Source organism: Haemophilus parainfluenzae, assembly GCF_003252755.1.
In the GTDB taxonomy this organism is placed as follows: domain Bacteria; phylum Pseudomonadota; class Gammaproteobacteria; order Enterobacterales; family Pasteurellaceae; genus Haemophilus_D; species Haemophilus_D parainfluenzae_N.
The window spans coordinates 33,872-53,543 of sequence record NZ_QEPT01000001.1 but is presented as its reverse complement, the minus strand read 5'-3'; the positions used below and the strand labels follow the sequence as shown (position 1 = coordinate 53,543).

The following is a 19,672-nucleotide window of genomic DNA, read 5'->3' as shown; positions in this document are numbered from 1 at the left end:
TGCTTATTATTTTATGACTAAAAAATGGATGATAAAAAAGTGAGCGGGGAGGCTCACTTCTTTATCAAAGTGCGGTTAAAAAAACGATTATTTTTGTTTTTTTGCCCAGTTTAAGAAACGAGTTTGAGTTTCTTTATCTGCTTGTTGGAACCAGTATTGTAATTGTTGTTCTGCAACGTTTTCACCTTGAACAACCACTTTGCCTTTTGCTGCTTTTCCTGATGCTGCAGGCATCATACCTACTGCCGGTGCCGCTAAAGCTGAAACCGCTGCTGGTGCATTAGATGCATTATACTCAGCAAGGTCGTTAACAATATTCGCTGATGGGAATAAACCTTCTTGTTTTAAGGTATCCACTTTAGCATCAATCACATTACCTGATTTAGTTTTAACGGTAATTTGTGGTTGTGCATTAAATTTTTCGCCATCTTCTTGAGAACGAATTTTTTCTGCAGATACCACAACATCATCAGCCGTACCTTTGAAAGTCACAATAACAGGGTTAGACTCAAAAAGTCCTTGGCTAGAACCGGTACCGACGATCTCACCTAAACGTACCACAACCTGTTGTGTTTGGTCAGCTTCAGCATTGAATGATTTTTTTTCTTTTAGAAGGGATTTGCTGGCTTTTTGGCCATTGATAGCAAGAAACTCAAGGTTCGATGAGGTGGTGACCATGCCGGCTAAGCTGCTCGCACTGACTGCAAGGGCAACAACACCTAAAGCAAACTTACATAATTTCATAATTACTCCTTTTATTTTTTGAATGAAATTAGATGGTTGTAATGCTATGCTAAATTTTAAAAAATGGGAATAGGAAAGTGCGGTTAATTTTTAAAAAGTTTTTGTAACAAAGGAGCAAATTATGGCAAAACGATTTGTCGTATATGGGCGAGTACAAGGTGTCGGGTTTCGTTATTTTACGTGGAAAGAAGCAGAGAAAATTGGTATTAAAGGCACGGTAAGAAATTGTACAGACGGAAGTGTCGAAATCATTGCGGAAGGCAATGATGACCAACTGCAATACTTTTATGATTGGTTAAAAGTCGGGCCAAGAACTGCAACTGTTGAACGGGTCTTAGTCGATTATATTGAAGATAAACGGTATTCTGACTTTTCGATTATTCATCGCTAAAACTGACCGCACTTTACAGTGTGAATTGATGCTCGTAGAATACGCCGCTTGTTTATAAATAGGGGAAATCATGCGTAATCAAACAAAACTTCATCTTCAACAATTACAACTTGCTATGCAAAAACTTGATTTATGGCAAGCGGTTCCACCTTCACAAGATGCTTTTTTAAGTGAAGAGCCTTTTGCTATTGATACCATGTCACCAGAAGAATGGTTGCAATGGATTTTTATTCCAAGAATGTTTGCCTTACTTGAAAGTGGCGCTGAGTTACCCTCAAAAATTGCGGTGTCGCCTTATTTAGAGGAAGCGTTTAAAGAAGCAGAAGAAGATTTTTTAGTTGAATTATTAACGCCGTTACGTGAATTAGAAGCCTTATTACAAAATCAATAAATGTTAGAGATCTTATATCAAGACGAATATCTTGTCGCCGTTAATAAGCCTGCAGGTATGTTGGTACATCGCAGCTGGCTTGATACTCATGAAACGCAATTTGTGATGCAAACCTTGCGCGATCAAATCGGGCAACATGTTTTTCCTATTCATCGATTAGATCGCCCCACCTCAGGTGTTTTGCTGTTTGCTTTAAATAGTGAAATCGCAAATTTAATGTGTCAGCAATTTGAACAGAAAACGGTGCAAAAATCTTATTTGGCGATTGTACGAGGGTATTTGCAAGGCAAAGGACAGATTGATTATCCCCTTAAAATCCAATTAGATAAGATTGCAGATAAGTTTGCACAAGAAGATAAAGCCCCTCAAGAGGCGGTAACAGATTATGAGGGCTTAAACATTGTGGAAATGCCTTATGCGGTAGGGCGTTATCAAACCACTAGATATTCCTTGGTGAAGCTCATTCCTCAAACAGGCAGAAAACATCAGTTACGACGTCACATGAAACATATCTTTCATCCTATTTTAGGGGATACACAATATGGTGATTTACATCAAAATCGTGCATTGACGGAACATTCAGGCTGTCAGCGTTTATTCTTACACGCAGACACACTTATTTTTGAGCATCCTATTCATTTAATCAAAATAGAAATTAAGGCTGGTTTAGATGAACAATGGAAGCAAGTGTTGGAATTATTTAATTGGTCAATTTAACGAGAAGAAATCATGTTAGATATTAATTTAACCCATGAACAACAACAAAAAGCAGTAGAACAAATTCAGGAATTAATGGCGCAAGGAATTAGTAGCGGTGAAGCAATTCAAATTGTGGCAAAAGCATTACGTGAAATTCATCAAAAAGATGATAAAGAGACTTCTGATAATAAATAAGTAAAAATTTTGTGATCAATGTATCATTTTTAAAGTTTCGTTGTTGCATAAAAAAATAAAATGTTTGAATATATTTCCAATTGAGGTGATAAGGCATGAGTCTTATTGTTTTTAAGTATTAAGGGCGAAGCCTATAGAGGTCTACTATGGAAATTGGTGTAGTAAAATGGTTTAACAACGCAAAAGGATTTGGGTTTATTTCTGCAGAAGGCGTGGATACAGACATCTTTGCACATTATTCAGCAATTGAAATGGATGGTTACCGTTCATTGAAAGCGGGACAACGCGTGCAATTTGAAGTGATTCACGGCGACAAAGGATCTCACGCCACAAAAATAATTCCGATTGCGGAATAAGCGAAACGCTAAAACGTTTCAAAATTTTCTCTATTTAGCATAATCAAAAGCCAAGGTTTCGGCCTTGGCTTTTTTCATCTTATTTATTGAGCAAGTTTTTCAAACCGGCTTTCATTGCCGTCATTTGGCTTTCATATAATGCTTTGCTTTCACGTTCATCAATCATATAAGTGATGGTTTCAGAAAGTGTCATTTTCATTTTTCTTGAATATTTAGACAAACGAAGCCAAACACCATATTCTAAATCAATAGACTTCTTCTTCGTTGATTGTTTTTCTGCATTAAAAAAGCGTTTACGTCTTGCACGAATAGCCTGATCAAGCTTAATAGGTAAATCAAGAGAAAGGTGATTTTTAATCCATTCCTCGATTTTTTCAGGATAATTCTGACATTCTATTAATTCTTGAACTTTGCTTTCTTCTAAGCTTTTTTCTTCATAACGGGTAATTTTTTCCCCTTCGCGATGTTTGCGAATGAGATAAATCCATTTCCAGTTTGCTTCTTGGTTTTCTAATTTTTGGTATTTCATCGTTTTATTATACTTTTTAGTGACGTGGTAACCTCATAAATATACGCTGTTTAAATAAATTTTTCCAGTAGATTTTTATAACGGATTTTCACTCAGGGTGAAGTGTGCGATAATACCGCTAATTTAATTAAAGCGAGATATGTCGTGACTTCAACATCTTCGGAACAAGCCTTAAATTGGCAAGCCTTACAACCAGAATTATCGATTACTGAACTTTCAGCTGAAAAGGCTGATTTTTGGTCATTACAAAAACACGCCACAAAAGCGATTTCGTTATTCTTAAAACAACCTCGTCGTTCTTTGTTGGTTTTAAAAGCCGATGACCAAGCAGAATATGCCGATTTATTAACTGAACTTATTCGTCAAGAACAACCAAAAGAGCGGTCTGTTTTTGGGGTGAATTATGTAGTTGAGCAGGGGGATTCTTTTTCTTTTCCTCGTATTTATACTGAGCCAGCTCAATCTCTCACAGATAATTTTGCCGCACAAGGTGATGTGCTGAAGGCATTGCATGCTGATCAATTTACCCTTTTTGGTAGTGTGCGTGTTCATCCTAGTTCGCAAGATATTTTGCTTACACCAGGTTTAGTGCATCAAGCCAATGGTGGTGTGTTGATTTTAAGCGCAGCAACAATGCTGAGCCAATTTGATTTATGGCAACGCTTAAAGCATATTTTACAAACGCAAACTTTTGATTGGTATTCAGCTCATCCATTTAAAACCTTGCCTTGCGATATTCCAAGTTATCCACTTAATTTAAAAGTAGTGATTTTAGGCAACCGCACTGAAATTGCGACCTTAGGTGAGTTAGAAGAAGATCTTTACAGCTTGGCTGATTATGCTGAAATTGAAAGCTATTATTCTGTTGCACAACCAAAAGCACAAGAAAATTGGGCTAATTATGTGTTGGCATTAGCCTCAAAATATGAGCTCGATTTAGACTTAACTGCATTAAATAAACTCTATCAGTTACTGGTGCGTGAGAGTGAAGAGCGCTTTTTAATTAACATTTCACCGTTAAAAACAACAGAAATGCTACTCAATGCTGCGACGTTGTCACAAAAACAAACCTTAAGTGCGGTTGATTTTGAGCAAGCTTTTAAACAAAAGAACGAACAGCACGGTTTTTTACGTGAACGTACTTATGCGGATATCCTGAACGAACAAATTTATGTAGAAACCAACGGTGAAATTGTTGGGCAAATTAATGGCTTGTCTGTGATTGAATATCCGGGCACTCCCGTTTGTTTCGGTGAACCTTCTCGTATCAGCTGTTTAGTGCAGTTTGGTGATGGTGAAGTTGTGGATGTGGAACGTAAAAACGAATTAGCGGGTAACCTTCACGGAAAAGGTATGATGATTTCTGAAGCTTGCTTGGCAAGTATCTTAGAGTTGCCATCACAGTTACCATTTTCTGCGTCTTTAGTGTTTGAGCAATCTTATGGTGAAATTGATGGTGACAGTGCGTCTTTAGCTATTTTCTCCGTATTAGTCAGCGCGTTATCCGATTTGCCATTGCCACAAAATATTGCCATTACCGGTACCATTGACCAATTTGGTTTGGTGCATGCGGTAGGTGGAGTGAATGATAAAATTGAAGGCTTTTTCACCATTTGCCAACGTCGCGGTTTGACGGGTAAACAAGGAGTGATTATTCCTGCGACGACGATTCAACAACTAAGCTTATCTGATGAAGTGATTGAAGCGGTGAAAAATGAGCAGTTCTTTATCTATCAAGTCGAGGATATTTATCAAACAGCCAAAATTCTATTTGACCGCGATTTATTGGAAGAGAAAGAAGAATATGCGAAGGGCAAAGAGCCTATTGCACGTTTAATTCAAAATCGAATTGCTTTCCGTTCGGAAACGCCGAAAAAAAACTGGTTAGATTTCTTTAAATCTTAATTTCTTTAAAGCGAACCTTGAGTTCGCTTTTCTTTTATATGAATTTTACTGACTGATCCGACAAGTTTAGCTAACAAGTGTTCGCTGTTTACATTTCTTATAAATCCCCATAGAATCTGCACTTATTGTTTGTAACCAAGCAAAACTATATATACAAGGAAATAAAAAATGGAAAACACCTGTACACCAAACATTAAAAGCAGCTACACCTATGAAGATTTATTAGCTTCTGGTCGTGGTGAATTATTTGGTAAAGAAGGCCCGCAACTTCCAGCACCGACGATGTTGATGATGGATCGCATTGTGAAAATGACCGAAGATGGCGGTGCGTTTGGTAAAGGGTATATTGAAGCGGAATTAGATATTCATCCAGATTTACCATTTTTTGGTTGCCACTTTATCGGTGACCCAGTTATGCCAGGCTGTTTAGGTTTAGATGCGATGTGGCAATTAGTGGGTTTCTTCCTTGGCTGGGTTGGCGGTAAAGGTAAAGGCCGTGCATTAGGCGTAGGTGAAGTGAAATTTACTGGACAAATCTTACCAACCGCGAAAAAAGTGGTTTACCGCATCAATATGAAACGCGTAATTAATCGCAAATTAGTAATGGGAATGGCTGATGGTGAAGTGGAAGTAGATGGTCGAGTTATCTATACTGCAACCGATTTAAAAGTTGGCTTATTCCAAGATACATCAAGTTTCTAATTCAAATAAACACAACATCATATAAAAATAATAGCCCGATTCATTCGGGCTTTTCTTTTTCTATTCTTCTATTCTTCGTCAATAATATCGACAAATTCGGCGTTCAGTAATTTAGCTAAATCTTGAGGCGCTAATTCGACGCTTAATCCGCGTTTCCCACCTGAGACAAAAATCGTATCAAACTCAAGTGCGGTCGAATTTATCACTGTTTTTACCCGTTTCTTTTGACCTAATGGACTAATGCCGCCAACTAAATACCCCGTACTTTTTTGTGCTGCATCTTTATCAGCCATTTCGACTTTTTTTACACCAATTGATTTTGCCGCTTTCTTTAAACTCAACATATTTGCCGTAGAAAGCACAAAACACGCTAATTTTTTCTGATCACCATTTTCAGCGACTAAAAGTGTTTTAAAGGATTGGTGCGGATCAAGCCCAAGTTTTTCAGCGGCTTCATCGCCAAAATGGGTATTATTAGGGTCATGATCATAAGTATGGAGAGTAAAAGGAATTTTATTTTTCTTCAGTAAATCAATTGCCGGTGTCATCTGATTTCCTTATGTATTTATCAGTCTTTTTTCTGTAGAATGAATCGGTTCAGAACATTTTACAGCGGAGAGAAAAATGGACGCAAGCCTAAATATTGCTATTGCAGCAGAATTTGATCTATGTGAAAAAATTGCCGAAGCACTTGAACAAAGTGAGCTAGATGTAGGCAAGGTTTCTATTGTAGAAATTTATCCTTTTGAAGAAGAGCAAGCGGTGCGTTTTCGCAATAAAGCGGTTGCTCAATTAGCCACTGATGAGATTGAGTGGGATAGCGTTAATTATCTTTTCTTCGCAGGCCAAATTGACCAAGCGCCTTTATTAGCTCAAGCCGCAGAAAGTGGCTGTGTGGTGATTGATTTAAAAGGGATTTGTTCTGCATTGTCTGATGTTCCTGTTGTTGTCCCTACAATCAATGAAGAAAGTCTGACTGAATTAAGACAACGTAACATTGTGAGTTTACCCGATCCGCAAGTGAGTCAATTAGCATTATCTCTACTACCAATCGTTCAACAAACAAATTTAACTCAAGTTTTTGCGACGTCACTTTTACCGGCTTCATATACGGATGGTGAAACCGTGAATAAACTTGCGGGACAAACTGCTCGTTTACTGAATGGTATGCCATTGGAAGAAGGTGAAACCCGTTTTGCCTTTGATGTGTTTCCACAACAAGCGGCTAATTTAAATCTGCAATTACAAAAAATCTTCCCGCAGTTAGACAATGTCATTTTCCATCAAATTCAAGTGCCTGTCTTCTACGGCATGGCACAAAAAGTGACGGCACTTTCAGATTATGAATTTGATTTCCAACCACAACAAAGCGAATTAATTGAATTACACGATAGCCTTATTACGCCCGTGATTAATGGTGAAAACGAAAATGGTGAAGAAAGCGTAAAATTGCATATCAGCCAACAAAGTGCGGTTGAAAATGGCGTCGAATTTTGGACAGTTGCCGATGAACAACGTTTCAATATTGCCTTGTTAGGAGTGAAGCTACTTGAATCGATTTATCACCAAGGCTATTAAGGGGGAAACAATGCAACAATCTTTACTTGAACGCCTTTTTTCGATTAAAGAAAAGGGCAGTACCACCAAAACCGAAATTATCGCTGGTATCACAACATTCTTTACCATGGTGTATATCGTGTTTGTAAACCCATCCGTATTGGGTGATGCGGGAATGGATAAACAAGTTGTTTTCGTTACCACGTGTTTAATTGCTGCACTGGGTACCATTGCGATGGGATTATTCAGTAATTTACCTATCGCCCTTGCACCTGCTATGGGATTAAATGCGTTTTTCGCCTATGTGGTAGTCGGTAAACTCGGTTATTCATGGGAAGTGGGCATGGGTACCATTTTCTGGGGATCGATTGGTTTATTTGTTCTCACCTTATTCCAAATCCGTTATTGGTTAATGGCTTCGATTCCGCTTTCACTGCGCGTAGGAATTGGTGCAGGAATCGGCTTTTTTATTGCCTTAATTGGGTTTAAAAATATGGGATTGATTGTCGCGAATCCTGCAACCTTAGTGGCATTAGGCAATTTACATGATCCGAAAATTCTGCTTGGCGTATTAGGTTTCTTTATTATCGTAGTTTTAGCTGCACGTAATATTTTCTCTGGGGTTTTAATTTCTATTGCGGTAGTCACTGGTTTAGCGCTTTTAATTGATGACCAAGTTACCTTCCACGGCATTGTTTCTATGCCACCAAGCTTAGGTGCGGTTGTAGGAAAAGTCGATATTGCTGGTGCTTTAGATACGGCTTTGCTCGGCATTATTTTCTCTTTCCTTTTAGTAAACCTATTTGACTCATCAGGCACCTTATTAGGCGTAACCGATAAAGCAGGTTTCAGTGATGAAAAAGGTCGTTTCCCGAAAATGAAACAAGCCCTTTATGTGGATAGCGTGAGTGCTGTGGTTGGTTCTTATATCGGAACCTCAGCTATCAGTACCTATATTGAAAGTGGCGCAGGGGTTTCAGTCGGTGGTAGAACAGGTTTAACGGCAGTAACAGTTGGTATTTTATTCTTACTTACTATTTTCTTCTCGCCGCTTGCTAGTGTCGTGCCGGCTTATGCAACCGCAGGGGCATTAGTCTATGTAGGGATTTTAATGGCATCCAGTCTTATTCGTGTACACTGGGATGATTTAACTGAAGCAACACCTGCTTTTATCACTGCAGCGATGATGCCATTTACTTATTCTATTACTGAAGGTATCGCATTTGGTTTTATTAGCTATTGCGTCATGAAGGCCTGTACAGGTAGAATACGCGAGATCAATGCCCCTGTGTGGGTGGTGTCTTTATTATTTGTAGCCAAGTTCGTTTGGGTTGGCTGATTTCATAAAGGCGTAATTTATTACGCCTTCATTCTTATAGCATTGTAACAAGGAGTGCGTCATGCAAAATATTCTTTTTATCGTCAATGATTCCACATATAGCGGAGAAAAAACGTTTAATGCTGTTCGTTTCGCCATTAATATGAAAGAAGAGCACAGCAAGGATGTGAATATTAAATTATTCTGCTTTTCTGATGCGATTTTATGCGGTATTGCTGGGCAAAACCCAAATGAAGGTTTCAATATCCAACAGCTTATCGACATCTTAGCGGCACAAGGTGCTGAAATTAAATTATGCACCAGCTGCGTAAAAGCACGTGGTTTATTAGACGCTAAATTAATTGACGGCGTGACCCTTGGTACCTTAGATGATGTATCCGAGTGGACATTATGGGCGGATAAAGTTTTAACGTTCTAAAATAATAAGATAAAGATTAAAGTGCGGTGAAATTTCACCGCATTTTTTATGGAAATCCCTCAGCTAAATCCCTACAATAGGGGCACTCTAATGTTTACAGAAAAATAAAAAATGAGCCCAAAATCAACCGCACTTAATGCCATTTCATTACCCTTAAATCAAGTCAATTTAATTGAAGCCTCTGCCGGTACAGGGAAAACCTATACCATCGGTTCTATCTATCTTCGTTTACTTTTACAGGCTGGTGAGAATTGTTTTTCTCGTCCGTTGAATGTGGAAGAGATTTTGGTCGTAACCTTTACTGAAATGGCGACGGAAGATTTAAAACGCAAAATTCGGGAACGTTTAACGGCGGCAATTTTGGTTTTTTCTGAATATTATGAAAAGCAAGATAAGGCGATTTTTACTGGGGAACATCAATTTTTAGCGGAGTTGTTGCCTTATTTAGAGGATGTTCCCACTGCACTTCGCCGCTTAAAGCTGGCCGAACAAAATTTAGATTTAGCCTCTATTTATACCATTCACGGTTTTTGTCGCCGAATGCTGATGCAACATGCTTTTAATTCAGGCGTACATTTCAATTTAAAACTTCTCAAAGATCAGTCTGATTTACTCAAACAATTTGCAAATGAATTTTGGCGGGAGCATTTTTATTCCCAACCTTTCGAGATTGCTAATTTTATCTCGAAAGAGTTAGGTTCGCCTGATGATGTGCTAAGTATTTTAGAATCGGATTTAAACAAAGATGTATCGGTAGCGACGGACAACCAACAAAGCTTGTCGTTGTCAATTGATGAATTTTTACAGAAAAGTGTGGGAGAGCGATTAAAAGCTGTTGAAGCTTTAAAAGTTTTTTGGTTAAAAAATGTAGATAAAATTTCCTCCATTATCATGGAGGAAATAACAAAAGATTATCCAAAAGATCAGCTCACATCTCTCAGTCGTAGAAGCTACCAAAAAGAACGTCTTAAAACATGGATTGAACAGATTAATGAATGGGCAAATAATCCACTAGACTATGAAATTCATGAAATATTAAGGAAGTATTTTTTACAATCTTCGATTGAACAAAAATACGAAAAGCCGACAGAAAAAACGAAAAATAAAAAAGCGGCTATACCGTTTTATGCTCCAATTTTTGCGGAACTTGAAGAATTGGTTGAAAAACATCAACCAAGTGATTTATTAAAAAAAATCATTCTTTATCACTATCGTCAAGGTATTCAAAAGAAACTTCTTGAATACAAAGCAAATCACCCTGAAAAATCCTTTGATGATTTATTACGCTTATTGAAAGAGGCATTACATGGTGAGGGCGGAGAACAGTTAGCGGAATTAATTCGTTTTCAATATCCTTTTGCCATGATTGACGAATTCCAAGATACGGATGCGTTGCAGTATCAAATTTTCTCTAAAATTTATCGTAATGAAACCGCGTCTGGCAATGTTGGCTTTATGATGATCGGGGATCCAAAACAGGCGATTTATCGTTTCCGTGGTGCCGATATTTTCACTTATCTAAAAGCAGCAAAAGAAGCGAATGAACGTTTTAATTTAGGCACAAATTACCGTTCATCCCAACCTTTAGTGGAAGGGGTAAATCGATTATTTGATTTTAAAAATGCCCCCTTTATTTATAAAAATATTGAATTTTTAAATGTCGGCGCAGCCAAGAAGAATCTTGTTTTTCAGTTGAATAATCAACCTGAGCCAGCCTTCCGTTTTTACATTAACGATAAAGACAAATCCACCCAGCAAGATTATGCGAAAGCTTGCGCAACATCAATTCAGCAATGGTTAAAAAGTGCGGCTGAAAATCCGGTTGTTTTTCCGAATGAAAGCAAAGCAGAAAATCAAACATTGCGAGCAGAAAATATTGCCGTTTTGGTGCGTGGTTATACCGAAGCGGATCTCGTGAAGAAAGAATTGCAAGCACTCGGTATCGCTTCGGTTTACCTTTCGGATAGGGGAAATGTCTTTGAGAGTAACACAGCAAAAGAACTAGCCTTGATTTTGCAAGCCTGTTTGAGTGTGACGGAACGCCCAATTTTAAATGCAATTGCGACCGCACTTTTCGGCTTAAATGCAGCTGAAATTCACCAAATTCACCAGGATGAAATTCAGTGGCAACGTTGGGCAGAAAAATTTGCAGAGTATCAACAAATTTGGCAACGCCAAGGCGTCTTGCCGATGTTGCACCATTTACTTTTAGCTGAAAATATCACAGAAAAACTCTTATCTCGGCCTGATGGCGAACGAAAACTGACGGATTTATTACATTTAGCTGAAATTTTACAGCAAGCAGCCGCATTAAATGAAAGTGAAGCGGCATTATTGCGCTGGTTTGAAAAGCAAATTCAAGATAATGGTCGTCAAGAAGCTCAAATTCGTTTAGAAAGCGAACGCCAGTTAGTGAAGATTGTGACTATCCATAAATCTAAAGGGTTGGAATATGATTTGGTTTGGTTGCCATTTTTAGGTAATGAAGCAAAAGACCCAACAAAATCAGGCAAGCAGAAGAAACTGTTTAATTTATATTACGACAGTGATGAAGAGAAAACCTTGTGGGATATGCAAGATCAACACTTGGATGAATTAACAGAAGAAGTTTTTGCGGAAGAATTGCGTTTGCTTTATGTGGCATTAACCCGAGCAAAATATCAAATGGCCTTTGTGTTACCGAAAGCCTTTGATAAAAAATGGAATGCTTTATTGTATGTTTTAACGCAAGGTGAAATTGGTCGAAAACTCGATTTGCCAAATAATTGGGACACGCAGCCATTATTGGAAAAATTTAAGCAGCTTTTACCCAATGATGTATCGATTGAATTAACCGATGTGTTACAAGCCAGTGAACCACTTACCTTAAATATTTCTCAAGAAAATTTAAGTGCGGAAATTTTCCAAGGTGAAATTGAACAAGATTGGCGAGTGACGAGCTTTAGTGGCATTGAACAAACCCATCAACGCAAAGTTTATTTGAATGAAAGTGCGGTAAAAAAATCGCTCATTTTTGATGATGCGAAAGATTATGATGCGTCGATTTCAATAGAAAATATCACTGAAAATCTGACCGCACTTGCTCATGATCACGATGAAATGGTTTTAGATTTCCCACGTGGAACACAAATCGGTACTGTGTTGCATCGTTATTTTGAAAAGGTGCCTTTTGCTCAATTGGCAGAGAAAGAAAACATTGAAAAATTATGTCAGGATTTGAATCTTGCGGAAGAGCAGTTTGCTGCAGTCCAACAGTGGTTTGAACAAATACTCAGTACGCCAATTTTGCCAAATAATGATCTTACCCTTGCTCAGATTAACGAAAAACAATGCTTAAAAGAGTTGGCGTTTTATCTCAATATTTCAAGCCATTTTGATGTCGCAGGTTTTAATCGAGCGTTAGCAACCTTGCATCATTTGCCATCAGAACCGTTACAGTTTGAGGATATTCAAGGCATGGTGCGAGGCACAATGGACTTAGTTTTCTGTCATCAAGATAAATATTATTTGCTTGATTACAAATCGAATTTCTTGGGTGAGGTATTAAAGGATTACGACCAAGCTGCATTGAAAAAAGCCATGTCAGAGCATCACTATGATTGGCAATACTTGTTGTATGTGGTGGCATTACACCGTTATTTAAAAACACGTTTACCTCACTACGATTACAACCGAGATTTTGGTGGTGTGGTCTATGCATTTTTACGTGGAATGAATTGTTCGCCACAATCAGGCATCTTTTTTGATAAACCAGATTGGCAATTAATCCAACAATTAGAGGAATTATTTTAATGTTAAGCCTATTAAAATCCTTGCAAGAACAAGGTATGATTACTCAAGGCGATTATTATTTTGCTCAATTAATTGCTGATAAACAAAAAGATAAAGGCTATGCTGAGCCCGTCCAAAATTTAGCGATTTTGTTAGCCGCACTTTGTAACTGGAGCTATACGCAAGGTAATACTTGTTGTGTGTTAGATCGTTTCTTAGAACGTAATTTATTCGGCTTAGCTTATCGTAATACTGAAACGGATTTTTTAGCGCTTATCGATGAAAAGATCGGTTCGCTTCCGGTATCAAAATGGCAATCAGCCTTAGCGGGGCATATTGCTTTTACACAAGATCCTAAAAATCAGATTGCGCCTCTTGCGTTTCAATTTGGGGCGATTTATTTCTATCGAGCTTGGCAAGATGAATTCCGCGTTGCGCAATATATTAAAAATGCATTGAAAAATGACCGCACTTTATCGGTGGAACCGCAACAAATTCGAACCTTATTAGATCGTTATTTTCCTCAGCAACAAGCGCAAGTTGATTGGCAAAAAGTAGCAGTCGCAACGGCAGTGAAAAGCCCATTTTCTGTGATTACAGGTGGCCCTGGAACAGGGAAAACCACGACAGTCACTCGCTTGTTATGCGTATTACAAGAATTATTTAGTGGCAAGCTTCATATTAAATTGGTTGCGCCAACAGGAAAAGCCGCGGCGCGTTTAACAGAATCTATCGAAAACGCTTTGGCACAAATGCCGATTTCAGATGAGTTACGCGCATCTATTCCTCAAACCGCAGAAACGTTGCATCGCCTACTAGGCGTTCGACCTTTTACCGATAGTGTGAAATATCATGCACATAATCCACTGCAAATTGATGTGCTAGTGGTGGATGAAACTTCGATGATTGATTTGCCTATGATGGCGAAACTGGTGCAAGCCTTAAAACCCGAAACGCGTTTGATTTTATTGGGTGACCAAGCTCAATTGGCTTCTGTGGAAGCGGGGGCAATATTAGGTGAAATTGCACTGTTTTTAACGCTAGATTATAGCCCTTCTCAAGCTGATTATATTCATACAACAACAGGCTATACTGTTCCAACTTCAGATGAACACACTCCGCTGCGTGATGCCATTTGCCATTTAACCTTCAGTCGTCGTTTTCGAGATGATTCGGGCATAAAACAACTTGCTGAGCAAATTCAACAAGGAAACGGTGAGGGCAGCTTAGCGACCTTTTCGGAATATCCACAAGAGTTGCATTTCCATCATTTTGATGAAGTTCAAGACGTTAAAGAATCTGTTCGCCAAGTGGTGAAAAGTGCGGTCGAAAATTACCGTGTTTATTTAACCCAACTTCAAACTTATTTTACTCAGAAGAAAGATCTCAATGCAAAATTTATAGATGAAAAGGGTAATGAGAAAACTTATGCAGAAGCGATTTTAGACCGTTTTAATTCGGTGAGATTTTTGACCGCACTTCGAGCTTCAGCATTAGGTGTGGAAGAGTTAAATCGTGAAATTGCTTTGGCATTGCGTGCAGAAAAACTACTTTGGTTCCGCCAAGAAGATGATTGGTATATCGGTAAGCCAATTATGATTACCGAAAACGATCATAACGTGAAACTGTATAACGGTGATATTGGCTTGTGTTTAGCGAAAGGCAAAGTATGGTTTGGCAATCGAGAAGTTTCTACCAGTCGTATTCCCGCTCACGAACCTGCATTTATGATGACGATTCATAAATCCCAAGGTTCGGAGTTTGAACATACCGTCATGGTGTTACCAACAGAACCCAACCCAGTGCTTTCACGAGAGCTGGTATTTACCGGTGTCACCCGTGCGAAAAATCAACTTTCCGTATTTGCTAATGAAAAAATCTGGCAAAGTGCGGTCAGAAATACCGTAAAACGACAAAGTGGATTAGGAAAGTTATTACAAGAAAAAGAGGAGTAAAAAATGAAATTATATGTTTACGATCATTGCCCGTTTTGTGTACGTGCTCGCATGATTTTCGGTTTAAAAAATCTGCCGGTAGAACTTGTGGTGCTGGCAAATGATGATGAAGCAACACCAATTGGTTTAGTGGGCAAAAAAGTCGTGCCAATTCTTGTCAAAGAAGATGGCACCGCGATGCCAGAAAGTTTGGATATCGTGCATTATGTAGATAAGCATTTTGGTGAAAAAATCTTATCTGAACACGTTCGTCCTGAAATTGAAACATGGTTAAAAGAAGTTGGCAGTTATTATGGTCATCTTACGACTGCACGCTTTACGCAAATTGGCTTAGCAGAATTTGAAACCCAGAGTGCGGTTGATTATTTCACTAAAAAGAAAACAGAATTTATTGGGGATTTTGCTGAAAATATTGCGAAGACCGAAAACTATCTCGCTCGCTTAAAAGGCGATTTAGAGAAATTAGCTGTATTAATTCAATCTGAAAATGCCTTAAACGGCCAACTTTCTCTTGAAGATATTATCGTTTTCCCGGTATTACGAAATCTTACTTGTGTGAAAGGCATCGAATTCCCACCAGCGGTTTTAGCTTATATCACGAATATGGCTAAGTTAAGCAATGTGCCGCTGTATTTTGATAAAGCCATTTAATCTCTGTTAAGTCATAGGCTTTGGAGATACTGAACTTTTGACTTGGATCATAGATACGGTCATTTTTTCAGTATTTTTTATTCATCGATCTATAATCTCTAAGGTTTACTTTATAAGAGCGCAGAGATATGGATCAGGAATACCAACGAGCGGTTACCCGTATTTGTGTGGAAACCGCTTTGTTATTATTACAGCATGGGGCAGAAAGTGCTGTCGTCGTACAAATGGCTCAGCGATTAGGTGTAGCTTTAGGCATTGAAAGCGTGGAGTGTGCTTTGACGGCAAATGCCGTCTTATTGACCACACTTTCTAAGCAACATTGTATTACTACTGTGCGGAAGAATGTCGATAAAGGCATTAATATGCAAATCGTTACGGATGTTCAGCACATTGTGGTTGCCGTGGAGCATCACTTGTATGATTTGTCTATGGCACAAAAGAAATTGGATAAGTTAAAACCACTAAAATATAACCGTTATTTGGTGGTGTTTATGATTGGTTTATCTTGTGCCTCTTTTGCTCACCTTTCTGGCGGAGATATGACAATTTGTGCGATCACCTTTATTGCCTCTGCCATTTCTATGTTTGTTCGACAAGAAATTTCTAAACGTCATTACAATCCACTCATCGTTTTTGCCATTACCGCTTTTGTCGCTTCACTGATTTCCGGTATGAGTTTGAAATATAGTTTAGGCAATGATCCTCATATCGCATTAGCTTCTAGCGTTTTATTACTCGTTCCAGGATTCCCATTGATTAATTCACTTGCGGATATTTTAAAAGGGTATGTCAATATGGGAATAGGACGATGGACCATCGCTACGGTTCTCACTTTTGGTGCTTGTTTAGGCATCGTCTTTGCATTAAATCTTTTAAATATTGTTTCTTGGGTGGGGTAATAGATGTTTTTACTGAATTTACTCGATGATATGCTTTTCGCAGCCATCCCCGCAGTAGGATTTGCTTTAGTATTTAATGTTCCGCCTAAAGCCTTAAAGTATTGTGCTATTTTAGGTGCACTCGGACATGTCACACGAACTTTATTACTACACTTTGGTGTTCCAATTGTTTTTGCCACTTTTTTCGCCACTTGTGTGATTGGTTTTATTGGGGTGCATTTATCTCATCGTTATTTAGCTCATCCGAAAGTCTTTACCGTTGCGGCAATTATTCCAATGATTCCAGGTGTTCATGCTTATAAAGCCATGATTGCTATCGTACAAATTCATCATTATGGCTTTTCCGATACATTATTTGAGCAAATGATCAGCTCTTTTATCAATACCAGCTTTATTTTAGGTGCGCTTGTTTTGGGCTTAGCCTTACCAGGGCTATTGTTCTATCGACAAAAACCAGTTGTATAGAAAAGAAGTATTTTGATTATAACTTTAATAAGTTTAAATTAAGGGCGTGTGTAATACGCCCTTATTTTTTGTAATTGAATCATTAACCCATCTATTCTTTTAATCTCTAAATTTTGCGGGTATTTTTCTTGAATAGTTGAGTAAATAACTATATTATTCACGCCCTATTATATGTTTCGTGGGTGATACCTTAATGTTACCTGTTAAAGGCATTCAAAAATTATCACAAGATTAATTTCAAATAAAGAGCGGTTAGATTTCACGATGTTTTTATAAAAGAGTAGAAATTTAACCGCTCTTAAAATAGAAGGAATAAAAATGATTGATATCATCGCATTATTAATTGCTACGGCTGTAATTGACTCTCCTCTTTCTCATACTTCAGCAGCGGCAACCTCTTATGCACTAAAATCAACAATCAGTGCACCAGCCCCAATGACTCCTGAACAACGTCTTGAAAAAGCAAAAGCGCTTTATGAGAAAGGTTTTGATTATGAATATGGGATCACAAAAACCGTTGATCGTACTTTAGCGGATAAATTTTTAAAAGAAGCTGCCTATTTAGGTCATGCTGATGCTCTCTTTTTCTTAGGGATGAATGCGGTAGAAAGTGGCGATCTTGAACAAGCCAGAGCATATGCTGATTCTGCTATTGCTTTAGGAAACATGGCAGGAAAATATATATTGGCGGAAATTTCCGAACAGGAATATTTGGGGGATTCTGAAGAATTATATAAGGCTGGCTTTAAGGCATTAAAAGAGAAGGTTGAACAAGGCGATTTACATTATTCTAATGTACTTGGCTATGCTTACCGTTTCGGTATCGGCACTGAAGAGAATATTAAACAGGCAATTAAAGTTTTTACCCCTTCGGCTGAGCAAGGTAATGCGATGTCATTAGGACATTTAAGTGAACTTTATCTTGAACAAGATAAAATTGAAAAAGCTAAACCGCTTATGCTGAAAGCGGCTGAAAAAAATAATGATGTGGCACAATACAATTTAGGTTATAGCATTTATGAAGCAGACTCAGAAGAATCACTTTATTGGCTAAATAAAGCTGCTGAAAATAATAACCTCCAAGCCATCATGTATTTAGCTAGTTATTATCATAATCAGGATATAAACAAAGCGATTTATTATTATCAAAAAGCTGCCGAATTGAATGATTCTCAGGCTATGCTTGAATTAAGTTATTTATATGAAAATGGCGAAGGTGTAGAAAAGGATGATAAGAAAGCCATTGAATTATTAGAAGAAGCGTTTCGATTACAGAATGCAGAAGCGATGAATGAGCTTTCTATTCGCTATTTAGAAGGTAGAGGTGTAGAACGAAATTATGAAATGGCAGAAGCGTTATTTAATAACATAATTGCATTGGATGAAAGTTTAAGTGAGAAAGAAAAAGCGCCATATAATTTATATTATCAATTTGCAGAACGTTATGAAGAATTTGCCAAAGATGATAATGCAGCATTAGAAGCTTATAAACAAGGGTACGAAATTGAAAAGAAAGAAACCAAACGAGATAATAAAGAAATTAAAGCAAAAATTAAAGCATTAGAAGCAAAATTAAATAAGAAAAAATAATGAAAGTGCGGTTAAATTTCACCGAATTTTGCAAATACAAGGAAGAAATTTAACCGTTTGTCATTCTTAATGGAATCAGAATAATTCTCTAATAAAAGGAATCCAAATGACAAATATCGTCGCATTAATTGCTGCAACCGTATTAAATCTACAAACTCATCTTATCCCTGTGAAATCGAATGAAGCTCTAACAGACTTGGTGATAATTGAACAGATACCAATGACACAAGCCCAGCGCGTTGAAAAAGCAAAAGCGCTTTATGAAGAAGGATATGATTATTTCTACGGCATTACGCGCCCCATGAATCGTACGAAAGCGGTAGAGTATTTTGGGGGAGCTGGAAAGTTGGAGAATGCGGATGCTTTATTTTTCTTATCTATTCATCAAAAAAATAATGACAATTTGAAGGAAGCTGTTCAAGCAGCGAAAAGCTCGATTGAGTTAGGGAATGAGGCGGCTAAAATTGAATTAGGTGAAATTCAAGAAGATGAAAAATTGATGAAAGAGGGGTTCAATGCACTTAAAAATAAAGTGGATTCTGGCGATATGCATTATGCGAATTCTTTAGGCTATGCTTATGAATTTGGAATCGGTACTTCACTGAGTATCAAAGAGGCAATGAAATACTATGAAATGTCAGCAAAACAGAATAATGCGATAGGGATGACGAATCTTGCCGATCTTTATATTCAAGAAAATAAATTGAAAAAAGCGAAGCCTTTATTAGTTAAAGCCGCAAAAAAAGAATATGGCTATGCACAGTATTTACTCGCGATGAATTTTTTTGATCTTTATTCTGAAAACAACAAAGAGGCATTATTCTGGTTAGAAAAGGCAGCGAATAATGATGAGCCAGAAGCACTTTTTCAATTAGGCGTCTATTATTCAGAAGGGAATGATTTAGCTAAATCTATTAAATATTATCAACGCGCAGCTGAGCTTAATCATGCGGATGCAGTACTTGAGTTAAGCTATATCTACGATGAAGGAGCCATTGTTGAGCAAGATGATGATAAAGCTTTATTCTTTCTTAAGAAGTCCGCAGAATTAGGTAACCAAGAGGCGATTGAGGAATTAGCCGCTCAAGCATTAGTCTCTCGAGACTAGAACGGGC

Annotated in this window: 20 protein-coding genes; 17 read left to right on the top strand and 3 right to left on the bottom strand. The window is 37.8% G+C overall.

All coding sequences use genetic code 11. The features are described 5' to 3' along the window. Nucleotides 1-87 precede the first annotated feature (87 nt). On the bottom strand, nucleotides 88-744 hold the full coding sequence (locus tag DPV95_RS00250) for a curli polymerization inhibitor CsgI-related protein (RefSeq protein ID WP_049373465.1): 657 nt from the start codon (nucleotides 742-744) through the stop codon (nucleotides 88-90). 121 nt (nucleotides 745-865) lie between these two features. On the opposite strand from DPV95_RS00250, the gene DPV95_RS00245 reads away from it, so the two are divergent. The 5 genes from DPV95_RS00245 to cspD all read left to right on the top strand — a co-directional run bounded on the left by DPV95_RS00245 (nucleotide 866) and on the right by cspD (nucleotide 2,776). Then, complete coding sequence (locus DPV95_RS00245; RefSeq protein WP_080351264.1) at nucleotides 866-1,135, top strand: acylphosphatase; 270 nt, start codon at nucleotides 866-868, stop codon at nucleotides 1,133-1,135. Between the two features lie 70 nt (nucleotides 1,136-1,205). Continuing rightward, nucleotides 1,206-1,526 (top strand): YqcC family protein, encoded by a 321-nt coding sequence (locus DPV95_RS10565; protein WP_005696046.1) that lies wholly within the window; start codon nucleotides 1,206-1,208, stop codon nucleotides 1,524-1,526. Continuing rightward, nucleotides 1,527-2,243, top strand: coding sequence for a tRNA pseudouridine(65) synthase TruC (gene truC, locus DPV95_RS00235; RefSeq protein ID WP_243583137.1), 717 nt, complete (start codon nucleotides 1,527-1,529; stop codon nucleotides 2,241-2,243). Between the two features lie 12 nt (nucleotides 2,244-2,255). Then, nucleotides 2,256-2,420: a YoaH family protein gene (locus DPV95_RS10485; protein WP_049363599.1), complete on the top strand. Its 165-nt coding sequence runs from the start codon at nucleotides 2,256-2,258 to the stop codon at nucleotides 2,418-2,420. Nucleotides 2,421-2,566: 146 nt separating this feature from the next. Next, on the top strand, nucleotides 2,567-2,776 hold the full coding sequence (gene cspD, locus DPV95_RS00230; RefSeq protein ID WP_005696050.1) for a cold shock domain-containing protein CspD: 210 nt from the start codon (nucleotides 2,567-2,569) through the stop codon (nucleotides 2,774-2,776). A 79-nt stretch (nucleotides 2,777-2,855) separates the two neighbouring features. Here cspD and matP read toward each other — a convergent pair whose 3' ends face one another. After that, complete coding sequence (matP, locus tag DPV95_RS00225; RefSeq protein WP_005696051.1) at nucleotides 2,856-3,305, bottom strand: macrodomain Ter protein MatP; 450 nt, start codon at nucleotides 3,303-3,305, stop codon at nucleotides 2,856-2,858. Nucleotides 3,306-3,407: 102 nt separating this feature from the next. On the opposite strand from matP, the gene DPV95_RS00220 reads away from it, so the two are divergent. Together DPV95_RS00220 and fabA are read left to right on the top strand one after the other, a co-directional pair. Then, nucleotides 3,408-5,210 (top strand): AAA family ATPase, encoded by a 1,803-nt coding sequence (locus DPV95_RS00220; RefSeq protein WP_049373463.1) that lies wholly within the window; start codon nucleotides 3,408-3,410, stop codon nucleotides 5,208-5,210. A gap of 168 nt (nucleotides 5,211-5,378) precedes the next feature. Next, entirely contained in the window at nucleotides 5,379-5,912 is a 534-nt protein-coding gene (gene fabA / locus DPV95_RS00215; protein WP_005698958.1) for a bifunctional 3-hydroxydecanoyl-ACP dehydratase/trans-2-decenoyl-ACP isomerase, read from the top strand. Nucleotides 5,913-5,980: 68 nt separating this feature from the next. Here fabA and ybaK read toward each other — a convergent pair whose 3' ends face one another. Beyond that, nucleotides 5,981-6,460: a Cys-tRNA(Pro) deacylase gene (gene ybaK / locus DPV95_RS00210; protein WP_005696054.1), complete on the bottom strand. Its 480-nt coding sequence runs from the start codon at nucleotides 6,458-6,460 to the stop codon at nucleotides 5,981-5,983. Nucleotides 6,461-6,536: 76 nt separating this feature from the next. On the opposite strand from ybaK, the gene DPV95_RS00205 reads away from it, so the two are divergent. The 10 genes from DPV95_RS00205 to DPV95_RS00160 all read left to right on the top strand — a co-directional run bounded on the left by DPV95_RS00205 (nucleotide 6,537) and on the right by DPV95_RS00160 (nucleotide 19,665). Beyond that, on the top strand, nucleotides 6,537-7,490 hold the full coding sequence (locus tag DPV95_RS00205; protein WP_111406432.1) for an oxidoreductase: 954 nt from the start codon (nucleotides 6,537-6,539) through the stop codon (nucleotides 7,488-7,490). Nucleotides 7,491-7,500: 10 nt separating this feature from the next. Then, complete coding sequence (locus tag DPV95_RS00200; RefSeq protein WP_111406431.1) at nucleotides 7,501-8,808, top strand: NCS2 family permease; 1,308 nt, start codon at nucleotides 7,501-7,503, stop codon at nucleotides 8,806-8,808. Between the two features lie 61 nt (nucleotides 8,809-8,869). Then, nucleotides 8,870-9,226 carry a DsrE/DsrF/TusD sulfur relay family protein gene (locus DPV95_RS00195; RefSeq protein ID WP_005696059.1) on the top strand — a complete coding sequence of 119 codons (357 nt, stop codon included), beginning with the start codon at nucleotides 8,870-8,872 and terminating at the stop codon, nucleotides 9,224-9,226. 111 nt (nucleotides 9,227-9,337) lie between these two features. Further along, on the top strand, nucleotides 9,338-13,018 hold the full coding sequence (gene recB, locus DPV95_RS00190; protein ID WP_111406430.1) for an exodeoxyribonuclease V subunit beta: 3,681 nt from the start codon (nucleotides 9,338-9,340) through the stop codon (nucleotides 13,016-13,018). Continuing rightward, entirely contained in the window at nucleotides 13,018-14,952 is a 1,935-nt protein-coding gene (recD, locus tag DPV95_RS00185) for an exodeoxyribonuclease V subunit alpha (RefSeq protein WP_111406429.1), read from the top strand. The genes recB and recD overlap by 1 nt, the downstream gene beginning before the upstream one ends. Nucleotides 14,953-14,955: 3 nt before the next feature. Beyond that, complete coding sequence (grxB, locus tag DPV95_RS00180; protein WP_111406428.1) at nucleotides 14,956-15,603, top strand: glutaredoxin 2; 648 nt, start codon at nucleotides 14,956-14,958, stop codon at nucleotides 15,601-15,603. A 128-nt stretch (nucleotides 15,604-15,731) separates the two neighbouring features. Next, a complete protein-coding gene (locus DPV95_RS00175; protein ID WP_111406427.1) occupies nucleotides 15,732-16,502 on the top strand; it encodes a threonine/serine exporter family protein in 771 nt (256 codons plus the stop codon). A gap of 3 nt (nucleotides 16,503-16,505) precedes the next feature. Further along, the gene (locus DPV95_RS00170) at nucleotides 16,506-16,967 is read left to right on the top strand and encodes a threonine/serine exporter family protein (RefSeq protein WP_049365508.1); all 462 of its coding nucleotides are present in this window, start codon (nucleotides 16,506-16,508) and stop codon (nucleotides 16,965-16,967) included. A 318-nt stretch (nucleotides 16,968-17,285) separates the two neighbouring features. Beyond that, entirely contained in the window at nucleotides 17,286-18,557 is a 1,272-nt protein-coding gene (locus DPV95_RS00165) for a tetratricopeptide repeat protein (protein WP_111406426.1), read from the top strand. A gap of 106 nt (nucleotides 18,558-18,663) precedes the next feature. Then, the gene (locus tag DPV95_RS00160) at nucleotides 18,664-19,665 is read left to right on the top strand and encodes a tetratricopeptide repeat protein (protein WP_243583136.1); all 1,002 of its coding nucleotides are present in this window, start codon (nucleotides 18,664-18,666) and stop codon (nucleotides 19,663-19,665) included. Nucleotides 19,666-19,672: the final 7 nt, after the last annotated feature.

What these genes read in the sequence shown, in the direction of transcription:
- DPV95_RS00250 (WP_049373465.1), bottom strand. Translation starts at nt 744, where the DNA reads ATGAAATTATGTAAGTTTGCTTTAGGTGTTGTTGCCCTTGCAGTCAGT.
- DPV95_RS00245 (WP_080351264.1), top strand. Translation starts at nt 866, where the DNA reads ATGGCAAAACGATTTGTCGTATATGGGCGAGTACAAGGTGTCGGGTTT.
- DPV95_RS10565 (WP_005696046.1), top strand. Translation starts at nt 1,206, where the DNA reads ATGCGTAATCAAACAAAACTTCATCTTCAACAATTACAACTTGCTATG.
- truC (WP_243583137.1), top strand. Translation starts at nt 1,527, where the DNA reads ATGTTAGAGATCTTATATCAAGACGAATATCTTGTCGCCGTTAATAAG.
- DPV95_RS10485 (WP_049363599.1), top strand. Translation starts at nt 2,256, where the DNA reads ATGTTAGATATTAATTTAACCCATGAACAACAACAAAAAGCAGTAGAA.
- cspD (WP_005696050.1), top strand. Translation starts at nt 2,567, where the DNA reads ATGGAAATTGGTGTAGTAAAATGGTTTAACAACGCAAAAGGATTTGGG.
- matP (WP_005696051.1), bottom strand. Translation starts at nt 3,305, where the DNA reads ATGAAATACCAAAAATTAGAAAACCAAGAAGCAAACTGGAAATGGATT.
- fabA (WP_005698958.1), top strand. Translation starts at nt 5,379, where the DNA reads ATGGAAAACACCTGTACACCAAACATTAAAAGCAGCTACACCTATGAA.
- ybaK (WP_005696054.1), bottom strand. Translation starts at nt 6,460, where the DNA reads ATGACACCGGCAATTGATTTACTGAAGAAAAATAAAATTCCTTTTACT.
- DPV95_RS00205 (WP_111406432.1), top strand. Translation starts at nt 6,537, where the DNA reads ATGGACGCAAGCCTAAATATTGCTATTGCAGCAGAATTTGATCTATGT.
- DPV95_RS00200 (WP_111406431.1), top strand. Translation starts at nt 7,501, where the DNA reads ATGCAACAATCTTTACTTGAACGCCTTTTTTCGATTAAAGAAAAGGGC.
- DPV95_RS00195 (WP_005696059.1), top strand. Translation starts at nt 8,870, where the DNA reads ATGCAAAATATTCTTTTTATCGTCAATGATTCCACATATAGCGGAGAA.
- recB (WP_111406430.1), top strand. Translation starts at nt 9,338, where the DNA reads ATGAGCCCAAAATCAACCGCACTTAATGCCATTTCATTACCCTTAAAT.
- recD (WP_111406429.1), top strand. Translation starts at nt 13,018, where the DNA reads ATGTTAAGCCTATTAAAATCCTTGCAAGAACAAGGTATGATTACTCAA.
- grxB (WP_111406428.1), top strand. Translation starts at nt 14,956, where the DNA reads ATGAAATTATATGTTTACGATCATTGCCCGTTTTGTGTACGTGCTCGC.
- DPV95_RS00175 (WP_111406427.1), top strand. Translation starts at nt 15,732, where the DNA reads ATGGATCAGGAATACCAACGAGCGGTTACCCGTATTTGTGTGGAAACC.
- DPV95_RS00170 (WP_049365508.1), top strand. Translation starts at nt 16,506, where the DNA reads ATGTTTTTACTGAATTTACTCGATGATATGCTTTTCGCAGCCATCCCC.
- DPV95_RS00165 (WP_111406426.1), top strand. Translation starts at nt 17,286, where the DNA reads ATGATTGATATCATCGCATTATTAATTGCTACGGCTGTAATTGACTCT.
- DPV95_RS00160 (WP_243583136.1), top strand. Translation starts at nt 18,664, where the DNA reads ATGACAAATATCGTCGCATTAATTGCTGCAACCGTATTAAATCTACAA.